At 62.1% G+C, this 438-nt stretch carries 2 protein-coding genes; both read left to right on the forward strand.

What is annotated here, in order from left to right:
* Positions 1 to 230 (forward strand): hypothetical protein (locus tag P3C39_RS32890; RefSeq protein ID WP_275955090.1); only part of this gene is annotated, 230 nt, incomplete at its 5' end.
* Between the two features lies 1 nt (position 231).
* Positions 232 to 438, forward strand: a 207-nt coding sequence (locus P3C39_RS32895) for a DUF2243 domain-containing protein (protein ID WP_275955468.1), incomplete at its 3' end; no start/stop codon positions are given.

Consider the following 438-nt stretch of genomic DNA (forward strand, 5'->3'; position numbering starts at 1 on the left):
CGGCAGAAGCCAAGGTTCGGGTCGGGCGCGGCGTGCCCGCGGTTGAAGGGTCGACATCCATGCTGGCAATCATTGCTGGGACTTTGGTTCTGACGACAGTGGTCGGCGGGCTGATTACCGCCTTCTGGATCGAGGCCCGTCATGATCTCCACGACCCGACGCCGGACAGGGCGATGCACCTGGAGCTGCTAACCAGACTTGGCTCTCCGGTTTCGGCGGAGTCGTCCTGATATGGACACCATCACCGCGAAACTCGATCCGAGAACGAGAGTCGGCTGGCTTCTGCTCGGCTTCGCGCTGGGCGGTTTCTTCGACGGCATCGTCCTGCACCAGATTCTGCAATGGCATCATCTTCTCTCGGGCCTCGCCGACCCGGCGGGTTCCGACCTGCGCTTCCAGATCATGGCCGACGGCCTCTTCCACTTGTTCATGTACGTG

Origin of the sequence: Mesorhizobium sp. XAP4 (assembly GCF_029269325.1) — a bacterium.
GTDB classification, from domain to species: domain Bacteria; phylum Pseudomonadota; class Alphaproteobacteria; order Rhizobiales; family Rhizobiaceae; genus Mesorhizobium; species Mesorhizobium ciceri.